Origin of the sequence: Pauljensenia sp. OF14-1SRA, assembly GCF_027694595.1 — a bacterium.
Taxonomy (GTDB): Bacteria; Actinomycetota; Actinomycetes; order Actinomycetales; family Actinomycetaceae; genus Pauljensenia; species Pauljensenia turicensis_B.
Map to the genome: position 1 here is coordinate 37,873 of NZ_JAQEVQ010000011.1, position 21,444 is coordinate 59,316.

The 21,444-nt window shown below is 56.7% G+C and carries 24 protein-coding genes; 23 read left to right on the top strand and 1 reads right to left on the bottom strand.

Annotated elements, in window-relative coordinates; all coding sequences use genetic code 11:
* The first annotated feature begins 97 nt into the window (after positions 1 to 97).
* The 14 genes from ffh (at position 98) to PG731_RS06825 (ending at position 12,291) form a co-directional block, all read left to right on the top strand.
* Positions 98 to 1,690: a signal recognition particle protein gene (ffh, locus tag PG731_RS06760; RefSeq protein WP_270772962.1), complete on the top strand. Its 1,593-nt coding sequence runs from the start codon at positions 98 to 100 to the stop codon at positions 1,688 to 1,690.
* The gene (locus PG731_RS06765; RefSeq protein ID WP_270772964.1) at positions 1,687 to 2,793 is read left to right on the top strand and encodes an amidohydrolase family protein; all 1,107 of its coding nucleotides are present in this window, start codon (positions 1,687 to 1,689) and stop codon (positions 2,791 to 2,793) included. Before ffh ends, PG731_RS06765 begins: the two co-directional genes overlap by 4 nt.
* Positions 2,794 to 3,020: 227 nt before the next feature.
* Positions 3,021 to 3,509 (top strand): 30S ribosomal protein S16, encoded by a 489-nt coding sequence (gene rpsP / locus PG731_RS06770; protein WP_270772965.1) that lies wholly within the window; start codon positions 3,021 to 3,023, stop codon positions 3,507 to 3,509.
* Positions 3,510 to 3,511: 2 nt separating this feature from the next.
* Complete coding sequence (locus tag PG731_RS06775) at positions 3,512 to 3,751, top strand: RNA-binding protein (RefSeq protein ID WP_006681183.1); 240 nt, start codon at positions 3,512 to 3,514, stop codon at positions 3,749 to 3,751.
* Between the two features lie 173 nt (positions 3,752 to 3,924).
* The gene (gene rimM / locus PG731_RS06780) at positions 3,925 to 4,449 is read left to right on the top strand and encodes a ribosome maturation factor RimM (RefSeq protein ID WP_101627870.1); all 525 of its coding nucleotides are present in this window, start codon (positions 3,925 to 3,927) and stop codon (positions 4,447 to 4,449) included.
* Positions 4,449 to 5,792 (top strand): tRNA (guanosine(37)-N1)-methyltransferase TrmD, encoded by a 1,344-nt coding sequence (gene trmD / locus PG731_RS06785; protein WP_270772967.1) that lies wholly within the window; start codon positions 4,449 to 4,451, stop codon positions 5,790 to 5,792. Before rimM ends, trmD begins: the two co-directional genes overlap by 1 nt.
* Before the next feature lie 181 nt (positions 5,793 to 5,973).
* Positions 5,974 to 6,330 carry a 50S ribosomal protein L19 gene (rplS, locus tag PG731_RS06790; RefSeq protein WP_195224491.1) on the top strand — a complete coding sequence of 119 codons (357 nt, stop codon included), beginning with the start codon at positions 5,974 to 5,976 and terminating at the stop codon, positions 6,328 to 6,330.
* Positions 6,331 to 6,437: 107 nt separating this feature from the next.
* Positions 6,438 to 7,145 carry a signal peptidase I gene (lepB, locus tag PG731_RS06795; protein WP_207760301.1) on the top strand — a complete coding sequence of 236 codons (708 nt, stop codon included), beginning with the start codon at positions 6,438 to 6,440 and terminating at the stop codon, positions 7,143 to 7,145.
* Entirely contained in the window at positions 7,135 to 7,818 is a 684-nt protein-coding gene (locus PG731_RS06800; protein WP_270772968.1) for a ribonuclease HII, read from the top strand. The genes lepB and PG731_RS06800 overlap by 11 nt, the downstream gene beginning before the upstream one ends.
* 35 nt (positions 7,819 to 7,853) lie before the next feature.
* The gene (locus PG731_RS06805) at positions 7,854 to 8,150 is read left to right on the top strand and encodes a DUF2469 domain-containing protein (protein ID WP_101627866.1); all 297 of its coding nucleotides are present in this window, start codon (positions 7,854 to 7,856) and stop codon (positions 8,148 to 8,150) included.
* A 111-nt stretch (positions 8,151 to 8,261) separates the two neighbouring features.
* On the top strand, positions 8,262 to 8,672 hold the full coding sequence (locus tag PG731_RS06810; RefSeq protein ID WP_270772969.1) for a YraN family protein: 411 nt from the start codon (positions 8,262 to 8,264) through the stop codon (positions 8,670 to 8,672).
* Positions 8,669 to 10,228, top strand: coding sequence for a YifB family Mg chelatase-like AAA ATPase (locus tag PG731_RS06815; protein ID WP_270772971.1), 1,560 nt, complete (start codon positions 8,669 to 8,671; stop codon positions 10,226 to 10,228). The genes PG731_RS06810 and PG731_RS06815 overlap by 4 nt, the downstream gene beginning before the upstream one ends.
* Complete coding sequence (gene dprA, locus PG731_RS06820) at positions 10,212 to 11,366, top strand: DNA-processing protein DprA (RefSeq protein WP_270772972.1); 1,155 nt, start codon at positions 10,212 to 10,214, stop codon at positions 11,364 to 11,366. The genes PG731_RS06815 and dprA overlap by 17 nt, the downstream gene beginning before the upstream one ends.
* A 10-nt stretch (positions 11,367 to 11,376) precedes the next feature.
* Positions 11,377 to 12,291: a tyrosine recombinase XerC gene (locus PG731_RS06825; RefSeq protein ID WP_270772973.1), complete on the top strand. Its 915-nt coding sequence runs from the start codon at positions 11,377 to 11,379 to the stop codon at positions 12,289 to 12,291.
* Between the two features lie 55 nt (positions 12,292 to 12,346).
* On the opposite strand, the gene PG731_RS06830 is transcribed toward PG731_RS06825, so the two are convergent.
* Positions 12,347 to 12,859, bottom strand: a complete 513-nt coding sequence (locus tag PG731_RS06830; protein WP_270772975.1) for a M23 family metallopeptidase — start codon at positions 12,857 to 12,859, stop codon at positions 12,347 to 12,349.
* A 348-nt stretch (positions 12,860 to 13,207) separates the two neighbouring features.
* Here PG731_RS06830 and rpsB point away from each other — a divergent pair, with 348 nt between their 5' ends.
* From rpsB to PG731_RS06875, 9 genes are all read left to right on the top strand, one after another.
* Positions 13,208 to 14,035, top strand: coding sequence for a 30S ribosomal protein S2 (gene rpsB / locus PG731_RS06835; protein ID WP_006681171.1), 828 nt, complete (start codon positions 13,208 to 13,210; stop codon positions 14,033 to 14,035).
* A gap of 33 nt (positions 14,036 to 14,068) precedes the next feature.
* The gene (gene tsf, locus PG731_RS06840; protein ID WP_270772977.1) at positions 14,069 to 14,896 is read left to right on the top strand and encodes a translation elongation factor Ts; all 828 of its coding nucleotides are present in this window, start codon (positions 14,069 to 14,071) and stop codon (positions 14,894 to 14,896) included.
* Between the two features lie 90 nt (positions 14,897 to 14,986).
* The gene (gene pyrH / locus PG731_RS06845) at positions 14,987 to 15,703 is read left to right on the top strand and encodes a UMP kinase (RefSeq protein WP_101627858.1); all 717 of its coding nucleotides are present in this window, start codon (positions 14,987 to 14,989) and stop codon (positions 15,701 to 15,703) included.
* 18 nt (positions 15,704 to 15,721) lie between these two features.
* Positions 15,722 to 16,279, top strand: coding sequence for a ribosome recycling factor (frr, locus tag PG731_RS06850; RefSeq protein WP_195224481.1), 558 nt, complete (start codon positions 15,722 to 15,724; stop codon positions 16,277 to 16,279).
* A complete protein-coding gene (locus tag PG731_RS06855; protein ID WP_270772978.1) occupies positions 16,276 to 17,166 on the top strand; it encodes a phosphatidate cytidylyltransferase in 891 nt (296 codons plus the stop codon). The genes frr and PG731_RS06855 overlap by 4 nt, the downstream gene beginning before the upstream one ends.
* Positions 17,167 to 17,174: 8 nt before the next feature.
* On the top strand, positions 17,175 to 18,422 hold the full coding sequence (gene rlmN / locus PG731_RS06860; protein ID WP_270772979.1) for a 23S rRNA (adenine(2503)-C(2))-methyltransferase RlmN: 1,248 nt from the start codon (positions 17,175 to 17,177) through the stop codon (positions 18,420 to 18,422).
* Entirely contained in the window at positions 18,419 to 18,970 is a 552-nt protein-coding gene (locus PG731_RS06865; RefSeq protein ID WP_101627854.1) for a DivIVA domain-containing protein, read from the top strand. Before rlmN ends, PG731_RS06865 begins: the two co-directional genes overlap by 4 nt.
* Before the next feature lie 15 nt (positions 18,971 to 18,985).
* Positions 18,986 to 20,200 (top strand): 1-deoxy-D-xylulose-5-phosphate reductoisomerase, encoded by a 1,215-nt coding sequence (gene dxr, locus PG731_RS06870; RefSeq protein WP_270772980.1) that lies wholly within the window; start codon positions 18,986 to 18,988, stop codon positions 20,198 to 20,200.
* On the top strand, positions 20,197 to 21,435 hold the full coding sequence (locus tag PG731_RS06875) for a M50 family metallopeptidase (RefSeq protein WP_270772981.1): 1,239 nt from the start codon (positions 20,197 to 20,199) through the stop codon (positions 21,433 to 21,435). Before dxr ends, PG731_RS06875 begins: the two co-directional genes overlap by 4 nt.
* Positions 21,436 to 21,444 lie beyond the last annotated feature (9 nt).

Sequence of the window (21,444 nt, forward strand, 5' to 3'; positions counted from 1 at the left end):
CATACGGCTCTGAATAGCCCGCGTGCGATAGGCTTTGACCAGTAAACGAGGTCGTGGCCTCGTACCCTTTTGCTTTCCACCTTTTGGGAGACTCAACGTGTTCGGAAATCTGTCGGATCGGCTGACTCAGTCTTTTAAACAGCTTCGCTCTCGTGGCGTACTGACCGAATCAGATGTTGACCAGACAATTTCAGAGATTCGTCGCGCCCTGATTGACGCTGACGTTGCTCTTCCCGTTGTTCGTCAGTTCACCAACGAGGTCCGCGAGAAGGCCTACGGTGCGGCGCGTTCGAAGGCACTGAATCCCGGACAGCAGGTCATTCGAATCGTCAACCAGGAACTGGTTGAGATTCTGGGCGGCGAAACTCGTGAACTGAAGTTTGCCGATCGTGGTCCGACGGTCTTCATGCTTGCCGGTCTCCAGGGTGCCGGTAAGACGACGCTTGCCGGAAAGCTCGGTAAGTGGCTCCGCGAAGAAGGCAAGTCCGTTCTTCTTGTTGCTTCTGACCTTCAGCGCCCGAATGCAGTGAACCAGTTGCAGGTTGTGGGTGAGCGTGCTGGTGTTCAAGTGTGGGCACCCGAACCCGGTAACGGCGTTGGTGATCCGGTGCAGGTCGCACGCTCGGGTCTGAACCACGCGATTGAAAACGGCATTAACGTGGTCATCGTCGATACCGCGGGTCGTTTGGGTGTCGACGAAGAAATGATGGCTCAGGCTGTCGCGATCCGTGATGCCGTTCAACCGCACGAAATCATGTTCGTGCTCGACGCGATGGTCGGTCAGGATGCCGTCCAAACGTCGACCGCGTTCCGCGATGGCGTGGGTTTCACAGGTGTTGTCCTGTCGAAACTCGACGGTGACGCCCGCGGTGGTGCTGCGCTCTCCGTGCGAGGCGTGACCGGTGCGCCGATCCTGTTCGCGTCCACGGGTGAGAACCTCGATGACTTTGAGCGCTTCCACGCTGACCGTATGGCGTCACGCATCCTCGATATGGGCGATATCCTCACCCTGATCGAGCAGGCAGAAAAGAAGCTGGACGCCGAAGAAGCCGAGCGCATGGCGCAAAAGGCGATGGCCGGCGAACTGACTTTGGGTGACTTCCTCTCGCAGTTGCAGCAGGTGAAGAAGCTCGGCTCGATGAAGAAGATGCTCGGCATGATTCCTGGCGCAGGCCAGATTCGCGAGCAGATTGAAAACTTCGATGAACGCGAGGTCGACCGTATTGAGGCGATTGTCCGTTCGATGACGCCCGCGGAACGCGAAGATGTTTCGCTACTGAACGGTTCGCGTCGTGCGCGTATTGCACGAGGCTCCGGTGTGACGGTTGCTGACGTGAACTCGCTGGTCAAGCGCTTTGAAGCTGCCAAGGCCATGATGGGTCAGATGGGCCAGATGGGCGGAGTACCCGGCTTCGGTAACATGCCCGGCCAGGGCGGTAAGGCGAAGCAGAAGGCGAATGCGCGTGCCGCTCAGGCAAAGCGTGCGAAGGTGAAGAAGAAGGCACGTTCCGGTAATCCTGCGAAACGTCGCCAGCAGGAGCTTGAGGCTCTTCTTCCGCCCGAACAACGTTCATCTGCGCCCGCTGCAGGATCCGCATTCGGCGGTGCGCCTGCTCGTGAACCGACCGCTCGTCCGTCGATGGATGATCTGCCAGACGACATCAAGCGCATGATGGCCGGCCTCAAGTGATCTTTCAGGGATCGCTACTCTGGTCCGCGACCTCCGGCTCACCGGCATCGTGGACAACCGGTTCGTGGAAGATTGATGCTTCCGGCATCACCATGATCGACGAGGCCGGGACGACAGGTTCGGACTTCACCGGCTTTGCGGTGCCCGGATTCGTTGACTCTCACGCCCATATTGGCGTTGGATCAGATGGGCCCGTGGGCCTTGAAGAGCAAGAAGTGCAGGCGTGTGCTCAGAGGAACACGGGTGTCTTGGCTCTGCGCGATTGTGGCGCTCCCGTTGATAACCGTTGGTTGGATTCACGTGATGACCTGCCGAAACTGATTCGAGCAGGACGTCATATTGCTCGTCCCAAGCGATACATTCGTGGCATGCCCATTGACTGCGAGAATCTCGCTGATCTTCCGGACCTCGTCGCTGAGCAGGCGCAACGGGGCGACGGCTGGGTGAAACTGGTCGGCGACTGGATTGATCGCTCGAATGGTGCAGATTCTGACCTCGATCCGTTGTGGCCGACGGAGGTTCTTATTGATGCCGTTGCAGCTGCCCACGAAAACGGTGCGAAAGTGGCGGTTCACTCCTTCGCTCACGCGACGATCGATTCACTTCTTGAAGCGGGCGTCGACGACATTGAACACGCGACGGGCATGGACGCGGATCAAGCAGATGAGGCCGCGCGCAGGGGAGTGCTGGTCACTCCGACGCTACTTCAAGTTGAATTGTTCAAGGACTTCGCTGATCAGGCCGGAGCGAAATACCCCGTATACGCTGCGACCATGTCTCGTATGTACGACGAGCGTCGCGAGCATTTCGCAATGCTCCGGGAATTCGGCGTCACCTTGGTGATGGGTACTGATTCTGGTGGCTACCAAGAGCATGGGACGATCGGTAAAGAGTTTGAACTCTGGCTGGATCGGGGAGTATCGCGCTTAGAACTGATCGATGTCGCCACATGGAAGTCCCGCATTGCACTGAACTTTGAGCAGTTGAGCCCGGGTGCCAGTGCGGATCTTCTGATCTACCGCGAGGATCCGCGAACAAGCGGTGCATTGGATCAGCCCGACCACGTCGTGATCAACGGGCAGCTGGTTTACTCGCGTTCCTGAATTGCTCTTTGCTTCGAACGTGACCGATTCCACGGCGGTTTGAAGCGTGTGCTGAGCCCCAGATTTGGGGCATCGGGCGCCAACTATGGCACAATTGAGGGCGTACTCGGGCACTGGAGGACCCTCTCACCTTCTTTGACCGCGTCCCGGAACAAACACCGACCTGTGTTTCCCACCGGGGAAGTGCACGTTCCAACTCTGAACTAGAAACAGGAGTGACCACACAAGTGGCAGTTCGCATTCGTTTGAAGCGCGTGGGCAAGATTCATGCTCCCGCATACCGTGTTGTCGTCGTCGATTCGCGCAAGAAGCGTGACGGTCGCGTCATCGAAGAGATCGGTCTGTACGACGCACAGCCGAACCCGTCGATCATCCGCATCGACTCGGATCGCGCTCAGTACTGGCTGGGTGTTGGCGCACAGCCGTCCGACCAGGTTCGTAACCTGCTCGTCCTGACCGGCGACATCGCAAAGTTCAACGGCAAGAAGGATGCGGTTTCCCGCGTCAAGGTTGCCGAGTCTGACAAGGCTGGCGCAGCTGCTGAAGCTGTCAAGGCTGCAGAAGCAGAAGCCGAAAAGTCGAAGGCTGCTCAGGCAGCTGCAAAGGCAGAGGCTGAAGCAGAAGCAAAGGCCGCCGCTGAAGCTAGCGAGGCTGAAGCAAAGGCAGCAGAAGTTGAAGCTGAAGAAGCTTCGGCTGAAGCTGGCGAGGAAGCCTGATCATGCTGGCTGATGCGCTTGAGCACCTCGTCTCTGGAATCGTCGACCACCCGGAAGATGTTCGGGTTTCGGCTCGTTCCATGCGACGCGGTCACCTTCTTGAGGTTCGGGTCAATCCCGATGACCTCGGTCGTGTGATTGGTCGTAGTGGTCGCACCGCTCGCGCTCTGCGCACGGTGATGGGCGCTCTTTCAACGCGCGGTCCTATTCGTGTTGACGTTGTCGACACGGATCGCGAGTAAGCGCTCGCAAACAAAACTCATGTGGAGGGGCTCAGTTTTGAGCCCCTCCACTGTTTTATTTCTCCCACGGATATGGGCGGTAAACAGAATGCAGACCGATTCGCTGGCCGTGGGATACTAGAAGCCAATACGTCACTTCTCGGTGTACACAACTTAAGGATGAAGGACACACTATGCAGATGACCGCAGGCATCATCGGGCCAGCTCATGGCCTTCGTGGTGAAGCAATGGTGGAAGTACGTTCCGACGATCCTGAGATCTGGGCACCCGGCTTTGTCTTCGATGTACTGGGAGAGCCTGAAATGGAACTGACGGTTCGCAGTGCGCGTATGCACAAGGATCGCCTGCTTGTTGGCTTCGAGGAACTGTCAACCCGCGAACAGGTAGAGGCTCTGCGTGGCAAGAAGCTTCTGGTCGAAGAAACTGAAGAAGAAGACGCATGGTATCCGCATCAACTAAAGGGATGCGTAGCCGTGACGCCCGATGGTTTGGCACTGGGAACAGTGACTGGCCTGCAATTTGGAATGGCTCAGGATCTTCTTCTGGTCAAGCCCGTCAGCGGAGCAACAGTCATGGTGCCTTTCGTTGAAGAGCTTGTTCCTGAGGTTGACATTGAGAATAAGCGCGTCACTCTGACTCCGCCTCCCGGATTGTTTGATGATGACTATGTCGACGCATCGGATAGGAATTCCAACTGATGAGGATCGACCTTTTCTCGATTTTCCCTGAATACTTCGCGCCCGTACATCTGTCTCTGCTGGGCAAGGCACACGAGACTGGCCTCGTCGATGTGCATGTCCACGATCTACGCGATTGGACGCACGACGCACACCGCACCGTTGACGACACCCCGTACGGCGGTGGCGCGGGCATGGTGATGATGCCGACCGTGTGGGGAGAGGCTCTCGACGAGGTCATTGCTGAGTGCTCTGCTGGGCAAGACCAGAACGTTGCGCAACGTCGTGTTCTTGCGATTCCAACACCGTCCGGTATTCCGTTGACGCAGGCAACCGCACGCAATCTGACTAATGTCGATCAGCTGATGATCGCCTGCGGACGATACGAAGGGATTGATCAGCGTGTGGCCGATCACTACCGCGCGTCCGGTGTCGAGGTTCTTGAGTACTCGATCGGCGACTATGTGTTGAACGGTGGGGAAGTGGCGGCGCTCGTGCTTGTGGAAGCGGTGACGCGTCTACTCGACGGTTTTATGGGGAACTCTCAGTCGCTCGAGGAAGAGTCCTATGAGAACGGTCTGTTGGAGTACCCGACGTACACGAAGCCTCGTTCGTGGCGTGATATCGAGGTGCCTGACGTTCTTCTCAGTGGCGATCACGGGCGGATCGAACGCTGGCGACGCGACCTGTCGCTGAAGCGGACGCTCGAGCGCAGGCCGGATTTGATTGCTCAGTTGCAGTACGAGGATCTCGATTCAGCTGACAAAGAGTTTCTTGCTGCCCGCGGGCACCTCGTCACACCTAGCGGGCATCATACGGTTTTGATTCGAGTGGCTCAGGCACACGATGGAGAACCTCTTGCCGCACTTGCGGCGCGTACGTTCCCGGACGCCTGTCCCGACTTCCTTTCTGATGAAGCAATCGCAGCGTTTATCGGCGACCAGCTATCGCCTCAGGCATGTGCTCGATTCATCGCTCAGCCGGAACGATACCGCGTGCTGGTCGCCGAAATCGACGGTGAACTGGGCGGATACACCCTGTCGATCATCGGCGAAGACGCGATTGAAAAAGACATGGTGCGACCCGGACGTATCGAAGCGTCGGACGCCTACCTGTCCAAGTGCTACACGGATGCTACGTGGCGTGGAAGTGGTCTGGCGGGCGTTTTACTTGAAGCAGCAGTGGCGGACGTTGAAGCTTCCAATACAGCCCCGCGCTTAGTTTTAGCAACAAACACCGGCAACCTTCGCGCTCAAAAGTTCTACAAGAAGCACGGCTTCAAAAAGAAGGCACGTCGCACGTTCAACGTCGGGGGAGTAATGAACTCAGACGTTGTCCTCGTGCGGAATCTCACCGTTCGATAAACGTAGTCGTACCTCGCCGACAGTGGGCAGCGCCTGGCGAATGTGGCACACTTGAACACGGTGCATTCGAGTGCAACCTGCCGCAGGGGGACACTCACATGAATGCCCGGTGAAGAAAGCGCAGGCTCCGCCTGCCGTATTCGACGCAACTGACCTGCGGCAGAAGTGTCAAGGAGTAAACATGCAGAAGCTGGACGCAGTCGACGCCGCTTCCCTTCGTTCCGATCTTCCCTCGTTCCGCGCCGGTGACACCGTCAAGGTTCACGTGAAGGTTATTGAAGGAAGCCGTTCCCGTATCCAGGTCTTCCAGGGTGTTGTTATTGCCCGTCGCGGTCACGGCGTCTCTGAGACGTTCACCGTCCGCAAGGTCTCCTTCGGTGTTGGTGTGGAGCGTACGTTCCCGCTGCATGCACCGACGATCGACCACCTTGAGGTCGTCACTAAGGGTGACGTCCGTCGTGCAAAGCTCTACTACCTGCGTGAGCGTCACGGCAAGGCTGCCAAGATTAAGGAACACCGTTCGGGCAGCGCAGAGTGAAACTCTGAGCATGACCACTGCGTGCCCGGTGCCCTTCGGGGCGCCGGGCTTGCGTGTTCGTATGCCAACCGGTGTTGGCATCTCCTCTGAAAAGTGAAGGACTACGAGTGACTGACAGTGATTACGCCATCGATTCTGATGGGGATACCGGTTCGGGTGGCTTTTTTGCTTGGATTCGTGAACTTGCCCTGATCGTGGTCGTGGCGTTCGTGATCTTCACTCTGCTCCGCGTTTTTATCGTCCAAGTGTTTTGGATTCCCTCCGCGTCCATGCGCGACACCCTGGTGGAAAATGACCGTATCGCAGTCTCACGTATCGCGGCACACACGGGAAATATTGAGCGCGGTGACGTGGTTGTTTTTGACGATCAGTTGGACTGGCTCCCGTCGAATCTTTCAACCGGTGATTCTTTTGCCAATGCCGTCGGTAGATTTGTTGGTTTTCTTCCCGGTGGTTCAGATAAAACACTTGTGAAACGCGTGATCGGTGTGGGCGGTGACCACGTCACTTGTTGCACGGCCGAAGGCAAGGTTGCAGTGAACGGTGTGCCCGTGGACGAACCCTACATTGCTGACGGTCAGCTTCCCTCTGACATTTCTTTCGATATTACGGTTCCCCAGGGCACGCTGTGGGTCATGGGTGATAACCGTGGTAATTCAGCGGATTCTCGCTACCACATGGGTTCTGGTGAAACACCTTACGTTCCCGAAGACGCGGTTGTTGGCACCGTGAGCGCAGTTATTTGGCCGACGTCGCATTGGAAGGTTGGCCTGAATCGTCGCGACGTTTTTGCTGGTATTCCCGATGCCCAGTGATGCGACGCGCGATGTCGAACGTGAACTCCTTACCCACTATGACGTTGTCATTGGAATGGACGAGGTGGGGCGTGGCGCAATTGCAGGGCCCGTCGTCGTGGGGGCGTGCCTTGTCACGGGGGACGAGGCCCCTCAACCAGCGGGGCTTCGCGACTCGAAACAGTTGAGCGAAAAAAGACGCGTCGCCTTGGAGCCTCTGGTGTGCCGGTGGGTGACGTCTGTTGGTGTGGGTTTTGCTTCGAATGATGAAGTCGACGCCCACGGAATCATTGTTGGCCTGCGTTTGGCTGGTATGCGTGCTCTGCAACAGTTGGATATTCCCAATGGCGCACGCGTGATTGTCCTGCTTGATGGGACGCATAATTGGCTGACGCGATCCGACGATTTGTTTTCTCCGATTGATGACGCACCCTACCCGGACATTGAGGTGCCAAACGTTGTCACCCGCGTCAAGGCTGACGCATCATGCTCGGTCGTGGCCGGCGCATCCGTTGTTGCGAAGGTCAGACGTGACGAATGGATGAAAACACTGGAAGATCCGGGATACGACTGGGCCTCGAACAAAGGCTATTCTTCGGCAAAACACATTGACGCTCTTGGGCGACTAGGGGTTTCTCCTCTTCATCGTCGTTCGTGGAATCTTCCCGGCACTGGGCACGCCGAGCGCGCCTGAAGGGCCAGGAACAATTTGTTAGGCATGATTGAACCGTGAGTGAAGACATCGAAAGCTACGAAAACTCTCTGGAACTTGAACTTTTCCGCGAGTACAGGGATGTCATTGGCTTATTTAAGTACGTGGTCGAAACCGAACGCCGTTTCTACCTCTGCAATCAGGTCGATGTTCAAGCCCGCCCAGTTGGTGGGGATATTTACTTTGAGCTCACGCTGACTGACGCGTGGGTGTGGGACATTTACCGTTCCTCGCGTTTCGTGCGTTCTGTCCAGGTCATCACCTACAAAGACGTGAACGTCGAAGAATTGACCAAGCCAGAGCTGAACCTCTGACCCCTTCGGTGGGCTATCCACAATTTCAGGTGGGTGCCACTTATCCACAATTTCGCTTTCGCTGACTTTCTCTCTGTGCTTTCCTGACTGACGCTTGGTGCGGAGGTCAGTATGGGAAACGATTTTCGCCGTCAGCTCGGAGTGTTAGGCGAGGCCACTGCGACGCGCTTTATCAGCGAAGCCGGTCTGCAGGTTATTGATCGAAATTGGCGCAACGGCAGGGCAGGCGAGCTCGACATCATTGCGACGGACGGCTCGAACACGATTGTCATCGAAGTCAGAACCCGCTTTGGGAACGCAAAGGGGAGCGCGCTCGAATCAGTTGATGATCGAAAGGTCAGGCAACTACGTTCGCTGTCGGTTGCTTGGGCACGATCACATGAGTGCCGTGGACACGTGCGCGTTGACATTGTTGCGATCACTGTCGATCCGGCAATGCGTGTAGTCGTTGAAGAGGCTGGTCCAGATGCGGACTTACGTGACTACGGTGCGCACATCGCGTGGATTCGAGGCATCGCATGAACGCCTCGCTTGCACACATTGATTCAATTGGACTTGTGGGCATAGAAGGCCATCGGGTGCGCGTCGAAGCACACGTGGGGCGCGGACTGGTCAAGTTCACTCTGGTTGGCCTGCCGGACGCGTCTTTGCGTGAAGCGAAAGACCGGGTTCGCTCGGCGTTGCAGTCCTGCAACTTGGAAGTGATGGACGCGCATATCACCGTGAACCTGTCGCCGGCGGGTCTTCCAAAGTCTGGTTCAGGGTTTGATCTTGCGATTGCCATCGCAGTGCTTCAAGCTGCGGGCTCACTGAAAAGACAGGCATTTGTAGGCGCTGCTCTATTAGGAGAGCTAGCTCTTGACGGCAGTATCCAATCAATCCGAGGAATTCTTCCCGCGGTCTTGTCGGCGAAGAAACTTGGGATTCAACGTGTCATCGTTCCCGCGTCATGCGTCTTAGAAGCTCGTCTTGTCCACGGTATTGATGTCATTGGTTTCGACCACTTAGCTGATCTTGTTACCTGGGCTGGGGGAGATGCTCTGCGTCCGAAAACACCTATCCCGATTTTCCAAGCTCTGCCGACTGAGAGAGTGACAGAAAACGTCGTCGCGGTTTCAGATTTAGCAGATGTACGAGGTCAAGACGGAGCCGTTGACGCGTTAGAGGTGGCTGCCGCGGGAGGTCATCACGTGTTGCTCATCGGTGAAGCCGGCTCTGGCAAGTCAATGCTCGCATCACGTATGCCAACGATTTTGCCGCCGATGGATGATCAAACAGCCCTTATGACATCCGCACTTCATTCCATCGCAGGCCGCCTCGAAGACCACACAACTCTGATGCGCACCCCACCCTTCCAATCCCCTCATCACAGCGTCACAATGCCGGCCCTGATTGGTGGCGGTAGTGGGATTGCGATGCCGGGTGCAGCATCACTGGCACACGGGGGAGTCCTGTTCCTTGACGAGGCAACCGAATTCATTCCCTCGGTCCTCGACGCTCTGCGCCAGCCACTCGAAGAAGGCGTCATCACGATCCACCGAGCCAAAGGACACACCACCTATCCCGCCAGATTTCAACTGATCCTCGCCTCAAACCCCTGCCCGTGTGGTGGCGGAACCAAAGCTCGCCCCTGTCGATGCACATCCATCCAAAAACGCAGGTACATCACACGACTATCAGGGCCCCTGCTTGACCGCATCGATATCACAATCGCAATGCGTGCCCCCACCCGCGCACAGCTCAACGCCAGCAAACGACGCACATCCGAAGAAGTAGCCGAAAGAGTACTCGCCGCACGCGACAGGGCACGCACACGCCTAGAAGGAACAGGATGGACCCTCAACTGTCAGCTTCCCGGCCCCTGGTTACGACAACACTCGGGCATAGCGCGCACATACATCGACCGCATCGATCAAGGCGTCGACAGAGGAATCCTGTCCATGAGAGGCGCCGATCGCGTCTTACGCCTCATGTGGACCCTCGCCGACCTAGACGAACGATCCACACCCAACGACACCGACCTTGCACAGGCACTACAACTGAGAAACTCAGGAGCACTCGATGCCTTCTATCAGTGAACGCGACCTCGCCTGGGCATGGTGGACATGCATCCAAGAACCCGAAGACGCCCATGCCCACGCTCTACGACTTCACCTGGGACTCATTGAATCAGTCGAATGGGTACGCGCCGATTCTCCCGGCCCACTCCCACCACCACTGTCACAGCATCGAAAAACACTCGAAGACGCCTGGAAACGCTTCAAACCACGAGCACTACGCAACAACGTCAACCAAGAACTCGCGGCAATCCGCGCCCTAGGCGGACGCTTCATCAGCCAAGAAGACCCATCCTTCCCCAAAGAACTCAACATCCTTCAAGAATCAACACCACTTGGCCTATGGGTCCGAGGCACACTCCCACACACACGCTCAGTCACCATCGTCGGAGCGAGAGCAACAACAAACCTCGGAATAAGGAACGCTTTCGACATCGCATCCGACCTTGCCGACAGAGGGGATACCATCCTCTCCGGCGGAGCATTCGGCATCGACATTGCCGCCCACAGGGGAACACTCGCAGTAAACGGGCAGACAATTGCCATCCTCGCCGGGGGAGTAGCAAACCCCTATCCCGTCTCTCATACCCGCGACTTCGAAACAATCCTCGAATCGTCAGGAGCCATCGTCTCAGAAGTACCACCAAGCTTCAGACCCGCAAAATGGCGCTTCCTTGGACGAAACAGAATGCTAGCCGCCTGGGGGGATGCCACCGTCGTCATCGAAGCATCATCCAGATCCGGTGCCCTCGCAACAGCCAGACGAGCAATGACACTAGGCAAACCCGTAGGAGCAGTCCCCGGACCCATCACCTCACAATCCTCAATGGGATGCCACGAGCTCATTCGCAACGGTGCCACGCTCATCAGAAACGCATCCGACATCCACGAAATGATTGATCCCCTGCACACGCAACTCCAGGGCACACTCTTCGGTGAACCCGTCTGCCCAGATCAGGGAGTCAACGCACTCTCACCCCACGCGCGCAGGGCATGGGAAGCCCTTCCCATACGCACCCTCTCAACACTTTCCAACCTCGCTGCAAACGCCGGCATGAGCGAACAGGAAACGTTGCGGGCGCTCGCGGAACTGGAACTTGAGGGGTACGTGCGTTCTAACTCCCGCGGTTGGGCTCGCAAAGACGGAGCTCGGTGCTGATAATGAAGGCATGAGTGAGTTAGGCATCTTCGACGCATGGGTATCATTCCTGACCCATACGCGCCGGCTGTCTGACCATACGATCACGGCATATTCGGGCGATGTTACTGGATGTTTTGAGTTTATCGGCGTTGACCCGAATCCAACGAACGAGCAACTAGACGCTCGCTTGACGACGCGCCGTCTTCGCCTGTGGCTAGCGAAACTGAGCGAGCAGGGAGCATCACGTTCGACCCTGTCACGTAAGACCGCTGCCGTACGAAACTTTTGTCGGTGGGCGATTGACCATGACGTGTTGGCTCACGATCCTTCTGCATCGCTTGCGTCTGCTCGCGTAGATCAACGCCTTCCTCAGGTTCTGACATTGAATGATGCTGTAACCCTGATGGACTATGCGCGTGCCCACGCCCGTTCAGGCGATGCAACAGATTTGCGGAACTGGGCGATCCTTGAACTGATCTATGCGTCGGGAATGCGTATCTCAGAACTAGTTGGGTTGAATCTGACAAGCATCGATTATTCAGGTCACACCGGACGTGTTCTGGGTAAAGGAAACAAAGAACGCGTTGTCCCGCTGACCGATCTTGCCCTCGAAGCCGTGCAGACGTGGACGGTTAGCGGTCGTCCGCAATTGAGCAATTCTGACTCTGGGAATGCTCTGTTCATTGGTGACCACGGCAAGCGGATCGATGTTCGAGTTGTTCGCTCCATGTTCCATCGCGAAGCTACCCGTGCTGGTGTTCCAGATCTTGCGCCACACGCCCTACGGCACACGATGGCGACCCACCTGCTCGAAGGGGGAGCAGACTTGCGTAGCGTTCAAGAGATCCTGGGTCACTCTTCTTTACAGACCACCCAGCGGTACACGCACGTTGATTCAAAACGACTGTCCGCTATTTATGCTCAGGCACACCCGCGCGCTTAAGTCATTCGTCTGCCCTCCAGCTTCGCCCCGTCCACGATTGACGAGGCTAGCCGCCCTATTTGCTCCCCTCCCAGGGTTTCAGGGCGAGATTGCCAACTAAGAACCGTAGGGGATCAACGTAGTGATCCCTTGAGGTTTTGACACCCCAGTGCAGACCTCCTGCTGGCTCATGCCCGCCGCTGAGGGTCGCTATGGGAGTCCCCGCACTGACGTGCTCTCCAACGTTCACAAGAGCATCGACGGGCTCGTATGTTGAACGGACGGGGCCATGGGACAACGAGACAACACCCTTGCCGGCAATCTCGCCGGCCACTTCTACAATCCCATCAGCCGGGGCATAGATCGTAGCGCCAGCATCGACCTTCAGATCGACTCCGCGATGACCTGAAAGCCACCGTAACGCCGGAGGATCAAAACCCCTGGTCACGCTTACCGCATTCCTGGTCGGCCACTGCCAGTGTTGCCAGATGGATGCGCTGGCCGGCCTCGTCAATAGGAAAGAAAACAGAGCCAAGGCGGCAAGGATCGCCAAAGGAAGACGTGCATAACGGTCACTGCGAAGAAACATGCACTCAATGTCGTTGATCGCAGGCTAAAGGGCGAATGGGGTGAGTACGCATTGTGGATACTCCGTGATCGGGTGGGGCATTTGTGGATAAGTCGCGCGACGAGGGTCACATCAAGCGAAATAGGGAGTATTAGGGCATATGAGATAAGCTATTCGAGCACCTGCTTGCAGGTGACTTCGCGTGCCATTTTCACGTCAGCGGTCTTCCGCGGTGGGCATAAGTTCCAGGTCCTTTCGAGGTGAACTTAAGTCATGGCACCAGGGCTTGCGTACCCGCGCACAGCACGTAACCGAAACCGAGGGTGAAAACCCTCATGATCCCGCAGTTTTGCGGGGAAGGACGATTCAATGGCAGTCGTAACTATGCGTCAGCTCCTCGAGTCCGGTGTCCACTTCGGTCACCAGACCCGCCGCTGGAACCCGAAGATGAAGCGTTTCATCCTCACCGAGCGCAACGGCATCTACATCATCGATCTTCAGCAGACCATTGCTGACATCGATATTGCTTACGATTTCGTGAAGCAGACCGTCGCACACGGTGGCACCATCCTCTTCGTTGGCACCAAGAAGCAGGCACAGGAAGCCGTCGCAGAGCAGGCAACCCGCGTTGGTATGCCGTACGTGAACCACCGTTGGCTCGGTGGTATGCTCACCAACTTCTCCACCGTTTCCAAGCGTCTCCAGCGCCTCAAGGAACTCGAGCAGATCGACTTCGACGATGTCGCCGCATCCGGCCGCACCAAGAAGGAACTCCTCATGATGCGTCGTGAGAAGGACAAGCTGGCTCGCACACTCGGTGGCATCCGCGACATGGCCAAGACCCCGTCCGCGATCTGGATCGTTGACCCGAAGAAGGAACACCTCGCGGTTTCCGAAGCTCGCAAGCTCAACATCCCGATCGTCGCCATCCTCGACACCAACGCTGATCCGGACGAGGTCGACTACCGCATCCCCGGTAACGACGATGCCATCCGCGCAGTTGCACTGCTCACCCGCGTGATCGCAGACGCAGTCGCAGAGGGCCTCCTTGCTCGCTCTGAAACCCGCAAGTCCGCTGACTCGGCAGAAACCGTTGCAGAACCGCTCGCCGAGTGGGAACGCGAACTCCTCGAAGGCGACAAGGGCGAAGCCAAGGCTGAAGAAGCTCCGGCTACCGAAGCTCCCGCCGAGAACTGATCTTTACCAACTTCAAAGTAGAAAGAGACATCAATGGCGAATTTCACCGCTGCTGACGTCAAGGCTCTGCGTGAGCAGACCGGCGCAGGCATGATGGACGTGAAGAAGGCTCTGACCGAGGCTGATGGCGATGCTGAAAAGGCTCTCGAAATCATCCGCCTGAAGGGTCTGAAGTCGCTCTCCAAGCGCGAAGATCGTCAGGCATCCGCCGGCCTTTTGGTCGCTCAGGTTGCCGATGGCGTTGGCGTCCTCGTCGAGGTCAACTCCGAAACCGACTTCGTTGCAAAGAACCAGAAGTTCATTGACTTCGCAAACGAGGTTCTTGCAGCAGCCGTTGCTTCGGGCGCATCCGATCTTGAATCTCTCCTCGCATCCCCCATGGGTGACGAGACCGTTCAGGACAAGCTCAATTCCATGGCAGCAGTCATCGGCGAAAAGCTCGAAATCCGTCGCGTTGTGCGCGTCGAGGGCGAGAACGTTGACCTGTACCTGCACCAGACCAGCCCCGACCTGCCCCCGCAGGTTGGCGTCTTCGTCGTCACCGACGCACCTGGTGCTTCCGTTGCCCACGACATCGCAATGCACATTGCCGCTTACATGCCGGCATACCTTGATCGCGATGCCGTTCCGCTTGACGTTCTGGAGAAGGAGCGCGAGACTCTCACGAAGATCACGCTCGAAGAAGGCAAGCCCGAGCACATCGTCGGCAAGATCGTCGATGGTCGCATGGAAGCCTACTTCAAGGACAACTGCCTCGTGGACCAGGCGTTCGCCCGCGATCCCTCTAAGTCGGTCGGCAAGGTTCTTGCCGAGGCCGGCGCAAAGGTGACCGAGTTCGTTCGCGTTCACGTCGGAGCCTGATAACGCATGAATGGCCCCGCCCAAATGGGCGGGGCCATTCGGCTATCCTGTGTACTAATGCTTCTTACCGCGTGAACAGGAGAAACGCGCATGCCTCATACTCGTAGGGTCCTTCTTAAACTGTCTGGTGAAGCTTTCGGCGGTGGCGCCGTTGGCCTTGACCCCACTGTCGTTCGCGATATTGCCCAGCAGATTGCTATTGCTGTCCGTCGAGGCATTGAAGTCGCAGTCGTCGTTGGCGGTGGTAACTTCTTCCGCGGTGCACAGCTAGCTAAAGCAGGCATGGATCGTTCGCGCGCTGACTACATGGGTATGCTCGGTACGGTGATGAACGCCCTTGCGCTTCAAGACTTCATCGAACAAGCCGGTGTTCCTGCGCGTGTTCAATCCGCAATTACGATGACCCAGGTTGGTGAGCCCTACATTCCTTTGCGCGCTATTCGCCATATGGAAAAGGGGCGCGTTGTTATCTTCGGCGCGGGAGCCGGCATGCCGTTCTTCTCGACGGACACGGTTTCAGCTCAGCGTGCTCTTGAAACCCACTGCGACGAGCTTCTTGTTGCTAAGAACGGCGTGGACGGTGTGTACGATGATGATCCGCGTCTGAACCCGGACGCGAAGCGTCTTGAATTCCTGACGTACTCGGACGCCCTTTCTCAGGAACTCAAGGTCATGGATGCAACAGCTTTGGCACTTTGCCGTGATAATGGTTTACAGACACGAGTTTTCGGAATGTCTGAAGCAGGCAATGTGACTGCTGCCCTGATGGGTGAGACAATCGGTACTCTTGTGACTGCACAAGACTGATCAACATAGGAGTCACGAATGATTGATGACATCCTCCTTGAAACCGAGGAAAAGATGGACCGTGCGGTTGAATCCGCACGCCACGAATTTGGCAATATCCGCACCGGTCGCGCAAACGCAGCGATGTTCGAGCAGATTCTTGTCGACTACTACGGCGCACCCACGCCGATGCAGCAGCTCGCTTCTTTCCAGATTCCTGAAGCTCGTACCGTGTTGATCTCCCCGTTTGATCGCACTGCCACGAATGAGATCTTGAAGGCCCTGCGTGAATCTGATCTGGGTGTGAACCCGACCGATGATGGCAACGTTGTCCGCGTTGTTCTTCCTGCCCTGACTGAAGAACGTCGTAAGGAATACGTGAAGCTGGCAAAGACCAAGGCCGAAGATGCCCGCGTTGCAGTTCGTAATGTTCGTCGTAAGGCAAAGGAACAGCTCGATAAGCTGAAGAAAGACGGCGAAGCCGGCGAAGACGAGGTCGATCGTGCAGAAAAGAGCCTCGAATCGCTGACGAAGAAGCAGGTCGAACAGATCGACAAGCTTCTTGCTTCCAAGGAAGCTGAGCTCCTGACGCTGTGAGCGCCTCTGATCATTCTTCCCCTTCGTTGGTTGCGAAGTTTTTCTCTCCGCAACCAACGAAGTTGAAGGAACCACTGGCAGCCACTGGGAAAGCGGGACGTAATCTTCCAGCAGCAGTATCTACTGCCGTTGTCTTGATTCTTTTCGTCGGTATCTGCTTGTTTTATGTACCGCCACTTTTGACACTGTTCATTGTGCTGGCGTCGCTGGCGGGTTTATACGAGTTAGGTGGCGCATTCGCCCACCTAGAAACAAAGCTGACGATGGCTCCGCTGTATGCGGGAGCTATCGGTATGGTCACGTGCGCATGGTCTCTTGGCGCAGAAGCGCTCCTCTTTGCCCTGTACACAACCATTTTCGCTGTTGTTGCGTGGCGAATCTTGGATCCGAACCCCAAGGGGCGGATTAACGACGTTATCGCATCGGTCTTTGCCGCGCTGTATGTTCCTTTCCTTGCCTCGTTCGTTGTGCTGATGATGCGCCAGTTCGCTAACCCGTGGGTGGTTCTCACCTACGTTGGCTTAGTCGTCGCATCCGATACCGGGGGCTGGGTCGCAGGCGTTCTATTCGGCAAACATCCGATGGCGCCTCGACTATCACCCAAGAAGTCCTGGGAAGGCTTCATCGGCTCGACAATTGGTTCTGTCGCACTTGGCGGACTTGCTTTCTGGGCACTTGGCGGACACTGGGCATTCGGCTTCCTTGCCGGCGTTGTTGCGTGTGTTGTCGGCACGCTCGGTGATCTCACTGAATCGTTAATCAAGCGTGAAACCGGTCTGAAGGACATGTCGCAGATTCTGCCGGGGCATGGCGGTGTCCTTGACCGCATTGATGCTCTGCTGATGGTTGCACCGCTTATGTTTATGATCTTCACCTGGACGCTGTAAGGAATCCTATGAGCCTCGAATTCGAAAAACAGCGTCGGCGTGAAGTGCGTCCGACTGACCAGCCACCAGAAGGAGCAACGTCAGCTGATGCGAAGCCGGTGATTTCATTCGCGCCAGCTAAACGTGGCAAGGCACCTGCTCACCTCGCTGACGTGGACGCAAAAGGACGTAAGCAAGTCCTGAAGGATCTGGGTCTTCCCGGTTTCCGTGCTGACCAGCTTTCTCGACACTATTTTGATCACTTCGAAGCCGATCCGGTGAAGATGAGTGATATTCCCGCATCGATGCACGGTGCAATTCGTGAAGGTCTGTTGCCTGAACTGGTTCGCCAAGTCGTCGCGCAACACGCGGATGGTGGAATGACGATTAAGCACCTTTGGGAGCTTTTCGACGGGGCACGCGTTGAATCCGTACTGATGCGTTACCCGCAGCGCACGACCTTGTGTATTTCTTCGCAGGCAGGATGTGGCATGGCGTGTCCGTTCTGCGCGACCGGCCAGATGGGGCTGACTCGTAACCTGTCGACGGGCGAAATTGTCGATCAGGTGCGCCAAGCGCAGATTGCGTGTCGTGATGGCGAGCTTTCCGGCGGGCCGACGCACCTCTCTAACGTTGTGTTTATGGGTATGGGCGAACCGCTTGCTAACTACCGCACGGTCGTGAATACTCTGCACCGCCTGATTGATCCCAGCCCAGAAGGCTTTGGACTTTCAGCTCGAAACGTCACTGTGTCGACGGTGGGTTTGGTTCCCGCGATCGACAAGCTGGCGAAAGAAGGCATGCCTGTGACGTTGGCAGTTTCGTTGCATGCTCCCGATGATGACCTTCGCGACGAGTTGATTCCGATTAACTCGCGCTGGAAGGTGGGGGAGTTGCTTGATGCTGCTCGCCGATACTTTGTTGCGACGGGTCGTCGCGTGTCGATTGAGTACGCGCTGATCAAGGATATGAACGATCAGGAATATCGTGCCCAATTGCTTGCTGATGAGCTCAATAAGCGCGGTCGCGGGTGGGCTCATGTGAACCCAATTCCGTTGAATCCGACTCCCGGCACAATCTGGACTGCGTCTACTCGGCGTGCTCAGGACACATTTGTCGCTACTCTGCGCAACAATGGGATTTCGACGACGATTCGCGATACTCGCGGTTCTGACATTGATGGTGCGTGCGGTCAGCTCGCAACAGCAGTGAAGGAAGCGAATGCGAAGCGTCGGTCTATCAATTCAGATTCCACTTCAATTCAGGAGACTCGATGAGTGACTCTTTCCCACGAGTGAGCTTCTGGCGTCACGGCTACGCGACTGAGCGTGTGGACGCTTTCTTTGCGGACGCACGCCAGGCGTATGAAGGTGGCTTGCCGGCAGAGCAGTTCTCTGCACAGCAGGTTCGCCAGGCGACGTTCCCATTGAAGCGTCGTGGCTACGCGATTGATGCTGTTGATTCCGCGATGAGCCGTCTTGAAGCGGCCTTTGTTCAGCGTGATCGTGCGGATCATATTGCTGTTAACGGCGAGGCCGCATGGTTCGAGAAGGTTGCCGAGCGCGCAACGACGCTGTACGACCGTCTGATGCGTCCTCGGGGCGAGCGTTTCTCGCACCCGGAATCCGGTCGTGGATATGACGCGGCTCAGGTTGATGATCTGCTGGATCGTTTGGCCGCCTATTTTGACGAGGGCACTGAGATGAGCGTTGATGACGTTCGTCTTGCTGTTTTCCAGCCTGCTCGTGGCAAGAAGGGCTACACGGAAGGAACGGTTGACGCCTATCTTGGGCGCGCCGTAGAGATTCTTCTGGCTGTTTCCTGATCGGGAGGGCGAATCGTGACTTCTTCGCGTCAGCCGATTGTCCTGCTGGGGTCGACCGGTTCAATTGGTACTCAAGCGTTGGATATCGTTCGCGCGAATCCGTTGCGTTTCGATATTCGAGGTCTTGCTGCTGGCGGTGGCAATATTGAGCTTCTTGCGCGCCAGGTGGTTGAGTTCGATGTTCCTGTCGTCAGTGTGGATCGTCTTGTTGGTGGCGAGCTACGCGACGCGATTCATGCCATTGATTCGTCTGCGCACCCCCAGATTATCGAAGGGGCAGACGGGGCAACTCAAGTGGCTTCACTTGTCCCTGACGGAGTTGTCCTGAACGGTATCACCGGGGGAGTGGGTTTGCTTCCCACTCTGGTTGCTTTGAAGTCCGGTGCGACGCTAGCTTTGGCGAATAAGGAATCGTTGGTCGTGGGTGGCCATTTGGTGCGTAGCGCCTGCGTGCGTCCGGGTCAGATTGTGCCTGTAGACTCCGAGCATTCGGCTATCGCTCAGGCGCTGGCCAGTGGAATTCACGAGGCTGGCCTCACTTCACCGGTGGTCACCGGCCGCACTGAGGTGGCCGATCTTGTTCTGACGGCATCGGGTGGCCCGTTTAGGGGTAAGAAGCGCGCTGAACTTGCTGATATCACTCCGGAAGCTGCTCTTGCTCACCCGACGTGGAACATGGGTCCAGTTGTCACGATCAATTCTTCGACGCTGGTCAACAAGGGGCTGGAGCTGATTGAGGCTCACCTGCTGTTTGATGTGGCTCCCGAGCACATTGTGACGACTGTTCACCCCCAGTCGATCGTGCACTCAATGGTGACGTGGATTGACGGTGCAACAACGCTTCAGGCTTCGCCACCCGACATGCGTCTGCCCATCGCGCTTGGCTTGACGTGGCCTGAGCGCCTGCACGACGTGGAAAAGCCTCTGACGTGGGTTGATGCGCAGAGTTGGACCTTTGAACCGGTCGATAGTGATACCTTCCCTGCCATCAATCTTGCGCGTCATGCGGTGGCCTCGTCACCGACGCACACGGCGGTGTACAACGCTGCGAATGAAGTGTTCGTCGATGCGTTCTTAGCCAAGAAACTACCGTGGCTGGGCATTGTCGATTATTTGACAAATGTTGTTGAGTCTCACGACGGTATTGCAGACCCAACGTTGGATGACATTCTTGGGGTCGAAGAATGGGCGCGTGCGCAGGCGAATGCGCTGGTGAGTAGCTGGTCATGAGCTACTTGGCGGGGATCCTTGCCGTTGTCGGCGGCTTCATCATCACCGTTGGTCTTCACGAGCTTGGCCATCTTGTTCCGGCGAAGAAATTCGGCGCGGTCGTCAGTGAATATGCGATCGGTTTTGGTCCGAAGATTGTGTCGCGTGAAGTCAAAGGCACGTTGGTTGTTTTTCGCGCGATTCCGCTGGGTGGTTACGTACGTATCCTCGGCATGTTCGCTCCTGGCAGGCCGGGGCGTCGCACGCTGAACTCGAAGGGACGGCTGACTCTTGCTGAAGAAGCGCGCCACCAGAGTGCCCAAGAAATGCCCGAAGGGTGTGCACACCGTGCATTCTGGCGTCTGACGTGGTGGAAGAAAGCAATTGTCATGGCGGCTGGACCCGCGATGAATTTCTTGCTTGCGTTTCTTTTCCTCGTTATTGCGATGGTCGGCATTGGTTTCCGCACTGCCTCGTTAACGCTTGCGGATGTGTCTCCCACAATTCAGACGAGCGCTGGTAACGTTGCGTCTCCGGCGTACGAGGCCGGCCTGACCGGTGGCGACACTCTCATCGCGCTTAATGGTCGGGACTTGTTTGACTGGTCTGACTTGAGAGACTCCATTGCCTCGTCCAATGGACAGCCTCTTCAGGTGACATTTGAACGCGATGGCGACCTTCATGAGGCCTCGTTATATCCGCGTAAGACGGAGGACGGCACGTACGTGATGGGCGTGACTGCCGGATATGAATACACGGCGGCCTCGATGTCGGATGTGGCCAAGGAATATCGCTACATGTTCACGGGCACGGTGGGTGCAATGACGAAGATTCCGCAGTCCCTGTGGAACGTTACGATGTCGATGGTGACGGGAAGTGAACGCGATTCGTCAGGCTTGATTTCGATTGTTGGAGTGTCACGAATTGCTGGTGAGGTGACCAGTGATTCTGCGGGCACTGGCGTTGCGGATGTGCGTTCTCAGATTGCGTTCCTTTTGAGTCTCATGGCCTCGCTGAATATGGCGTTGGCGGTTTTCAATCTGATTCCTCTGCCGCCTCTCGATGGTGGGCACATCATCGGTGCGCTCTACGAAGGCGTGCGCGGAGGAGTGGCGCGCGTGGGAGGAAAGCCGAATCCCGGCCCTGTCGATACCGCCCGATTACTACCGCTGACCTGGGTTATGGGAGCATTGTTGGCAGTGATGAGCATTGTGCTCGTTATCGCTGACATCGTTGATCCGCTTTCATTGCGTTGAACTGGAGTT

Bases quoted from the DNA above. Each gene is read 5' to 3' on its own strand.
- PG731_RS06800 (WP_270772968.1), top strand. From the start codon at position 7,135: ATGCCCAGTGATGCGACGCGCGATGTCGAACGTGAACTCCTTACCCAC.
- frr (WP_195224481.1), top strand. From the start codon at position 15,722: ATGATTGATGACATCCTCCTTGAAACCGAGGAAAAGATGGACCGTGCG.
- PG731_RS06875 (WP_270772981.1), top strand. From the start codon at position 20,197: ATGAGCTACTTGGCGGGGATCCTTGCCGTTGTCGGCGGCTTCATCATC.
- PG731_RS06815 (WP_270772971.1), top strand. From the start codon at position 8,669: ATGAACGCCTCGCTTGCACACATTGATTCAATTGGACTTGTGGGCATA.
- PG731_RS06810 (WP_270772969.1), top strand. From the start codon at position 8,262: ATGGGAAACGATTTTCGCCGTCAGCTCGGAGTGTTAGGCGAGGCCACT.
- PG731_RS06865 (WP_101627854.1), top strand. From the start codon at position 18,419: ATGAGTGACTCTTTCCCACGAGTGAGCTTCTGGCGTCACGGCTACGCG.
- dprA (WP_270772972.1), top strand. From the start codon at position 10,212: ATGCCTTCTATCAGTGAACGCGACCTCGCCTGGGCATGGTGGACATGC.
- PG731_RS06825 (WP_270772973.1), top strand. From the start codon at position 11,377: ATGAGTGAGTTAGGCATCTTCGACGCATGGGTATCATTCCTGACCCAT.
- rimM (WP_101627870.1), top strand. From the start codon at position 3,925: ATGCAGATGACCGCAGGCATCATCGGGCCAGCTCATGGCCTTCGTGGT.
- rlmN (WP_270772979.1), top strand. From the start codon at position 17,175: ATGAGCCTCGAATTCGAAAAACAGCGTCGGCGTGAAGTGCGTCCGACT.
- pyrH (WP_101627858.1), top strand. From the start codon at position 14,987: ATGCCTCATACTCGTAGGGTCCTTCTTAAACTGTCTGGTGAAGCTTTC.
- rpsB (WP_006681171.1), top strand. From the start codon at position 13,208: ATGGCAGTCGTAACTATGCGTCAGCTCCTCGAGTCCGGTGTCCACTTC.
- trmD (WP_270772967.1), top strand. From the start codon at position 4,449: ATGAGGATCGACCTTTTCTCGATTTTCCCTGAATACTTCGCGCCCGTA.
- tsf (WP_270772977.1), top strand. From the start codon at position 14,069: ATGGCGAATTTCACCGCTGCTGACGTCAAGGCTCTGCGTGAGCAGACC.
- rplS (WP_195224491.1), top strand. From the start codon at position 5,974: ATGCAGAAGCTGGACGCAGTCGACGCCGCTTCCCTTCGTTCCGATCTT.
- PG731_RS06830 (WP_270772975.1), bottom strand. From the start codon at position 12,859: ATGTTTCTTCGCAGTGACCGTTATGCACGTCTTCCTTTGGCGATCCTT.
- PG731_RS06775 (WP_006681183.1), top strand. From the start codon at position 3,512: ATGCTGGCTGATGCGCTTGAGCACCTCGTCTCTGGAATCGTCGACCAC.